Source organism: Streptomyces sp. NPDC059142 (assembly GCF_042755665.1).
GTDB lineage: Bacteria > Actinomycetota > Actinomycetes > Streptomycetales > Streptomycetaceae > Streptomyces.
The window spans coordinates 49008-55598 of the sequence record NZ_JBHZDA010000043.1 but is presented as its reverse complement, the minus strand read 5'-3'; the positions used below and the strand labels follow the sequence as shown (position 1 = coordinate 55598).

Sequence of the window (6591 nt, the reverse complement as noted above, 5' to 3'; positions counted from 1 at the left end):
TATTTTTTTTTTTCATATAAGTTTAGTGTATTGCTTCTTATTCAAGTCTCGCCTGGGGCTCGCTTTTATGTTCCCCCATACCACGCCCCCCCCCCCCCCCACCGCACTTGCCCGCCCAAGGGCCTCGGCTCATCCTACGATCGAAGATTCTTCCCATCGGCGGAGACCGTGTGCCGGTCCGGCAGCGGGTGTGACCCGAGGGAGCGCGCTCCTTCGTGATCCGGCGCCCCCGGTCCGTTCCCGTTCGAGCATGGCCCGGGGCGGGAGCCGGCGCTCCCCGGTGCATGCGCGGCGCGGCTTCCGGCCGGGGTGGTGACCGAGCAGGGCGGCGGCCCTGACGGCCGCCGCCCTCGGGCGTCGGCCGTCAGGGATTCTCGATGGTGATGAAGGGGTCCCATTGGAAGTACCCCTGCAATTGCCGGTGGTGGTCCAGGATCTGGAAGTAGAAGTGGTATACGACCTTCCCGGCCCTTTTGACGGTCGTCCGCCAGTAATGGTCCTCGTAGTTCTGCGTCACGAATTCCGGCTTGCCCTCGGATCCCTCCTTCGGCATCGGAAAGACGCCGTCGATCACCTCGATCTCCGGTGTCCTGATGAGCGTGTGGTCGCTGTCGCTGCTGACGTACTTGTAGAGCAGTGCCTTGTAGTCGCTGCCGAGCGACAGCGTCGTCTCCCGCCACCTGATGCTGTCCCCCGGCTCGGCCCGGAGGTTCAGCTCGGCGCCCGACGTGCCGACGATGTGGTCGTGGCGGGTCGTCATGTAGATCAGGGCGTGGTCGACCTGTGTCGGCGCCTCGGGGTTCCTCGACGCGTTGGGGTTCCGCTCGACGATCGTGGCCGCGTCGAACGCGATCAGTACGTTGAGATCAGCCATTTCCTGCCCTTTCGCATACACACGTACATGGGATTTCCGATCAGGCTTCCTCGCGTCTGCGCCCTGGCTCCCCCCTTTCCCCCTCCGGAGCCCGCCCCGGCCCGACCAGCCCCGCCCCGGCGCGGCCCTGCCCGAACCGGCCCGAACCGGCCCGGCACGCCATGACCCCGTCCGTCAGGCCGTCGTGCCGGGGTTCGGCACCTTGTACGCCATCGCCCGCGGGTAGTCGTGCCGGTGCAGCCGGACGCGGACCAGCAGGGGCCCGGCGTTGACCGGGTCGGCCGGGTCGGTGAGGCGCGTCAGCAGGTCGTCCAGCTCGGAGGCGTACGCGATGCTGAGCCCGTTCGCCGGGGTCTCCTTGCCGGCGAAGACATCCGCGAGCCGTTCGTAGTGCCACGGGTGGAGGACGTTGTAGAAGTCCGCGTCCGTGCCGTCCGCCCCGCCGGAGCCCCGGTCCGCGTAGTACGACGGGTGCACCAGCATCTGCTCGATGCCGTAGAAGTGCCCGTTGTCCAGGACGAACACCACCGAGCGCAGCCCGAGTCCGGTGTGGGTGGAGATCTCCTGGCAGGTCTCCTGGAAGGCACCGTCACCGACGAAGACCATCGGGCGGGCGTGCCCGCGCTCCGGGGCGAGCGCGGCGCCGGTGGCCGCGCCGACCGACCAGCCGATGGAGAGCCAGCTGATCTGCGACAGGAACCCGCCCGCCGGCAGGGACAGGTTCATCGACCCGATGAGGGAGAACGCGGCGTCGGAGACGACCGTCCAGTTCTGCTCCGTCTCCTGGCCGAGGAAGTGGTTGATCCGGTCGAACAGGCCGTCGTAGCTGAGCCGTTCGGCGTGCCGGGACGCCGGGGCGGCCACGCGGAGCGAGGCGCGGTGCCGCTCCAGGTCGGCGGGGCGGTCACCGGGCGCCCCGTGGTGCGCGTGGGCCTCGGCGTAGTAGTCGGCGTCCAGGCCCCCGGAGCCGTAGCGGTTCACCAGCGCGTCCTGGAGGGCGGGCAGGAGCTGTTCGAGCTGGACGTCGGGGAAGTAGGAAGTGCCCACGCTGACACCGCCGTTCGCCGCCATCACCCAGTCGTCGCCGATGTCCTGCTCGCCGCCGAGGTTCTTCGACGTGGACCAGGCGCCGAGCCCGATGCGGCAGGTGGCCCACTCCTTGAAGATCCGGCGCACGTCGGGGTGGCTGGCCCGTCCGTTGTAGACCCCGTGGAACTGCGGCAGGTCCTCCGCGACGACCGCCTTGGCGCCGACGGTGGTGCAGAACGGCACACCGGTGGACTCCACCAGCTCGGTGAACGGCCCGGCGAGACGGAGCCGGCCGATCTCCTCGCCCGCCCAGAGCACCGGTCGGGGCGTTCCGTCCGGGCCGGGGTGCTCCTCGACCAGGGCGAGGATCGCGGACACGGCCCGGTCCAGCATGAGCTGGTTGCGCGCGCCGAACGGCCGTTCGCGCCGGACGACCGGCTCCCCCGGCTCGGGGCAGGGCTCGTCCCACAGGTCCTCCATGACCTCCAGGTAGACCGGCCTGCTCTCGGAGAGGCACGCGGTGAGCGCGGCGTCGATCTGGCCGGCCGCGAGGCCCGGGTTGGAGATGACCTGCGCGTCCACGGTGACCTGCCGGTAGACGTCCAGGTTGCTCTCCGCGCGCGGGCTCATGTGCGAGGTGAGCAGGGAGAGGGCCCGGTAGTTCTGCCACTGCTCGTAGGGCGGGGAGGCGTTGATCGCGACGAACGGTATCCGCTCGACGTAGGCGCCGCCGCAGGCGTTGAGGAGGTTGAACGCGCCGACGCTGTACGTGACCGCCGCCGCGCCGACGCCGTGGATACGGGCGTAGGCGTCGGCGGCCTGTCCCGCGCCGCCCTCGGTCGGCGTACCGACCCACTCGACGTCGCCCTCGGCGCGCAGGGTGGTCAGGAACGGGCCGAGGTGGTTGCCGGGCACGCCGAACAGGTGGGTGATGCCCAACTCGGCCAGCCGCAGGGCGAGATAGCGGGCGACCGTGCACCGGGGGGTGGTCGCGGTCACGAGCTGCCCTCCGTGTCCTGGCCCGGCGTGGTGACGGGAGGGGCCTGATGGACGGCGACCGCGGCGCGCACGGCGCTCTCCAGAGCGCCCTCGATCCAGGCGTGTTTGAGGGAGGTGTGCTCGCCGGCGAAGTGGACGGGGCCTTCGGGCCTGGGGACGTCCAGGTGGAAGCTGGTCATCTGGTGCGCGGTGTACGTGGCGGCCTCACCGAAGGCGTACGGGTCACGGGCCCAGCTCTTGGTGGCGCCGCGCCCGGTGAAGAACACCTCGATCCGCCGGCCGTGCAGCGCCTGGAGGTTGCGCAGGGCGTAGACGTAGCGTTCCGCGTTGCGCATGGAGTCCCAGCGGGTGGCGTCGTCGGACCAGCAGTACGCGGCGAGCACCACACCGCCGGTGCTGCCCTCGACCCGGTGCGAGGGGTAGTACATGAAGCGGTTGGGGTTGTCGGCGGCCGAGCCCCCTCCGAAGCAGTGGGTGGCGGGCCTGACGGCCGGGCCGCGCAGCGGCATGGTGGTGTTGAGCTGCCGCATCTCCTCGGTGACGCTGCTGTCCTTGACCGCGGCCCCGAGCAGACCGGTGTCCGCCCCCGGGGAGGTGAGGTCCGGATCGGCCTCGTCCGCACCGGTGTTGAGCCGGTAGTTCTCGTACGCGCCCGGTGCGACGCTCTCCAGCACGCCCCGCCAGTCGTCCTCGGTGAACTCCCACCAGCGGTGGCTGAACTCCAGCAGCACCTTGGTGGCCTGGTCGTAGTGGGTCTCGATGATGGCGCGGCGCTTCTTGTACGACATGGAGGGGACGATCTCCACGAAGCGCAGGGCGGAGAACGGGACGGTGACGATCGCCAGGTCACCGGTCCACAGGCGCGGCGGGGCCTGCGGGTCGTTCTCGGCGACGGTCTGTACGGCGACGCCCCGTCCGTCGGGTCCGACGGCGCCGGTGCCCTCGGGGTCGGCGTCGCGGCTGGGGTCGTGGTATTCGAGGCGGATCATGCGGTGGCCGAGCCGTACCTCGTCGCGCAGGCCCTGGTGGAGGGCGTGCGGCAGGCGCCAACTGCCGCCGGGTATCTCCCAGTAGCGCGCCCGGGGGTTGATGTCGCCGAGGCTCAGGAAGCTGTGGAAGAAGGAGAGGTGGAGCCGGGAGGACATGTTCTCCAGGGTTCCGACGGCCTCGATCGCCTCGTCGCTGAGTCCGGCGTAGTCGCGCAGGAAGCCGCCCATCGAATAGCCGTCGAAGTCGTGGATCACCCGGGCCCAGCCCTCGATCCACTCGTCGAACGGCTTGTTGACGCGCTCTCCGTCGACGAGGTCGGAGTAGTAGTCGCGCACGCTCTCCAGCGCCCCGTCGACGGTCCTCATGACGGGGGCGCGGACCTCGTCGTCGGTGAGGTGGAACCCCTCGTTGATCCGTTCGGGAGCGGTGGCGTAGGCGGTGCGCCGTACCTGGACCCGGTTGGCGCGGATCCAGGAGTTGCCGAGCTTGTCGGGTTCACGGAAGTCGGGGCTGTCGTCGCCGTAGCTCCAGGTCCGGCCGGTGAAGGAGGTGTACGTGACCGGGGGGACGGGGGTGTCGGGTCCGCTGCCGGTGGAGGGGTCGACGTCCACGTTGTAGAACTGGCGGCGTCCCAGCCCGAGTTTGTCGACGAGGGCGAGGACGAGCGGGTGGAAGTCGGGCAGCCGCATGGCGCCGGCCTCGGCGTACTGGGCAGGGTCGTCGAAGGGCTGGTGGTGCTTGGTGGCGCGGACGGTCTTGATCCGTCCGCCGACGCGGCTGGCGTTGGCCTCCAGGATCGTCACGTCGTGGCCGGCGTCCTTGAGCAGCCGCCCGGCGACGAGACCGGTGACACCGGCGCCGATGACGAGGATCTTCTTGCGCGGATGCGCGGTGGGGCCGAGGTGGCCCGTGTCGATCAGGGTGTGGAGATAGCCGAGTTTGAGGTCCTTGCCGTCCTGCCCGACGAGAAGGAGTTCGCGGGCGAGCCTGAGACATGTCTGCCAGCGCGCACGGGTGGCGGAGTTGTCCCGTGGTATGTCGGTCATAGCTGACGATCGTAGATATGGAGAAACGATTTCTCGGTTCCCCCGACAGGCAAAGTCCTAAAAACACCGATCGCATCGGTTGACGGAATTTCTACTTGCCCGCATTTCCCGGGAACGGGCCGGAGTTTCACCAGAGACGGAAGAGGGAGGAGAGCGAATCCGAGGCGGTTATTCGCTCACGGAATATGGAATTCCTGTGGAATCGGCGAGAGTTGTTCCGCCGGAGACACCGGCACATCCGGCCTTGATTCCCCGTTTCCGATCAGGAAGGGGCCGCATATGCGTCGGTCATGCGTCACGGGCGGAGCGGCCACAGGGGGACGCGTACGGCCACACCGAAGCCCTGGGCCCGTACGACCGCGGAACGGCCTCCCGCCAAGGCTCCGCCCACGGGCCTACTCGCCCGGCGGAACCCGGACGAAGCCCTCGGCCCAGTCATCCTCGTCGAGCTCGCAGGGGTCGAAGCGGAAGCACTCCGGTTCGTCACGGAAGCCCGGTAGCAGTCGCGCCTGACGCACACGCTCCTCGACCCGTTCCAGGGTCGAGTAGACACCGAGCAGCTTCACGTCGTCGCCGTCCGACTCGTCGCAGTACACGCCGCTCCCGTCGACGTGCACGGTCGAGCCGTCGTCACCGGCCTCGTTCTGGTGGCCGACATGCCACAGCGGATACACGATCACGGGCGCGAAGCTATCAGCATGCGGGTTCGTGGCCGTTCGGGACCCCTCGCCTTCCGGGATCCCACGATCACACACCGGGCGTCCCGCTCACCCCGGCCGGTCGGTGGCCGTCAGCGCCGTGTGCGCGGCGGCGAGGATCTCCTCGGAGAGCGGTGAGCCCTTCGTGGCCCGGGACAGGACGAGCGCGCCGAGCATCGTGCAGAGCCGGGCGGTACCGTCCTGGTCCTCGGTCTCCAGCCAGGCGGCGAAGGCGCCCACACCCTCGGCGTAGACACGGTGGGCCTCGCCGTCACCGGGGTCGCGCGCCATGTCGGAGGCGAGCCCGGCGACGGGGCAGCCGTCCGCCGCGCTGTCGCGGTGCTCGGTCGAGAGGTAGCTGTCGATCAGCGCCCGCTGGGCCGCGCCGCGCTCCCCTTCGTACCGCCGCGCCCCGTCCTCATGGAGCCGGGTGAGCGTGCCGAACGCGTGGGCGGTGGCCTCGTCGACGAGCGCCTCCTTGGAGGCGAACTGCTTGTAGAAGCCGCCGTGGGTCAGACCGGACGCCTTCATGAGGTCGGCGACGCTGACGTGGGTGCCCCGCTCCCGGAACAGCCGGGAGGCGGTCTCCACGACCCGCCGGCGGTTCTCCTCCGCCTGCGCCTGCGATACGCGGCCCATCAGCCACCTCCCGATTGGATGTCGATTGCCATCTATCGTAGACGAACAGGTCCGCTGCATTCGGTGCCCGCATGCGACCGGTGGCCGGTGGCTGGTGACCGGCGATCGCGTGCCCGGGGCGCCGCTCCCGCGGTTGCGCCGGACAGCGGCGGCCATGACCAGGATGCGCCGCGACGGGACGGCGGTTCGAGGAGAGGCAGGGGGCAGGGGCAGGGGGCAGGGGGAGGCGTTTGGCGTCGCGCAGCTGTCAGTAGACGAACGAGTGTCGGGAGGGGTGCGCGGTGAGGGGGTTGATGGAAGGAGCGGTGAGTCGGGA

The 6591-nt window shown here is 69.7% G+C and carries 5 protein-coding genes; all 5 read right to left on the bottom strand.

Annotated elements, in window-relative coordinates; all coding sequences use genetic code 11:
• Nucleotides 1-364: 364 nt before the first annotated feature.
• The 5 genes from ACFXPK_RS17725 to ACFXPK_RS17705 all read right to left on the bottom strand — a co-directional run bounded on the left by ACFXPK_RS17725 (nt 365) and on the right by ACFXPK_RS17705 (nt 6275).
• Nucleotides 365-874 (bottom strand): inclusion body family protein, encoded by a 510-nt coding sequence (locus ACFXPK_RS17725; RefSeq protein ID WP_385006229.1) that lies wholly within the window; start codon nt 872-874, stop codon nt 365-367.
• A gap of 174 nt (nt 875-1048) precedes the next feature.
• Nucleotides 1049-2902: a thiamine pyrophosphate-binding protein gene (locus ACFXPK_RS17720; protein WP_385076302.1), complete on the bottom strand. Its 1854-nt coding sequence runs from the start codon at nt 2900-2902 to the stop codon at nt 1049-1051.
• Nucleotides 2899-4938: a flavin monoamine oxidase family protein gene (locus tag ACFXPK_RS17715; RefSeq protein ID WP_385076299.1), complete on the bottom strand. Its 2040-nt coding sequence runs from the start codon at nt 4936-4938 to the stop codon at nt 2899-2901. Before ACFXPK_RS17715 ends, ACFXPK_RS17720 begins: the two co-directional genes overlap by 4 nt.
• Before the next feature lie 395 nt (nt 4939-5333).
• Entirely contained in the window at nt 5334-5618 is a 285-nt protein-coding gene (locus ACFXPK_RS17710; protein ID WP_385006237.1) for a hypothetical protein, read from the bottom strand.
• Nucleotides 5619-5705: 87 nt separating this feature from the next.
• A complete protein-coding gene (locus tag ACFXPK_RS17705; protein WP_385006239.1) occupies nt 5706-6275 on the bottom strand; it encodes a TetR/AcrR family transcriptional regulator in 570 nt (189 codons plus the stop codon).
• Nucleotides 6276-6591 lie beyond the last annotated feature (316 nt).

Excerpts from the sequence above, each read along its gene's own strand:
- ACFXPK_RS17725 (WP_385006229.1), bottom strand. The coding sequence starts at position 874 with ATGGCTGATCTCAACGTACTGATCGCGTTCGACGCGGCCACGATCGTC.
- ACFXPK_RS17715 (WP_385076299.1), bottom strand. The coding sequence starts at position 4,938 with ATGACCGACATACCACGGGACAACTCCGCCACCCGTGCGCGCTGGCAG.
- ACFXPK_RS17705 (WP_385006239.1), bottom strand. The coding sequence starts at position 6,275 with ATGGGCCGCGTATCGCAGGCGCAGGCGGAGGAGAACCGCCGGCGGGTC.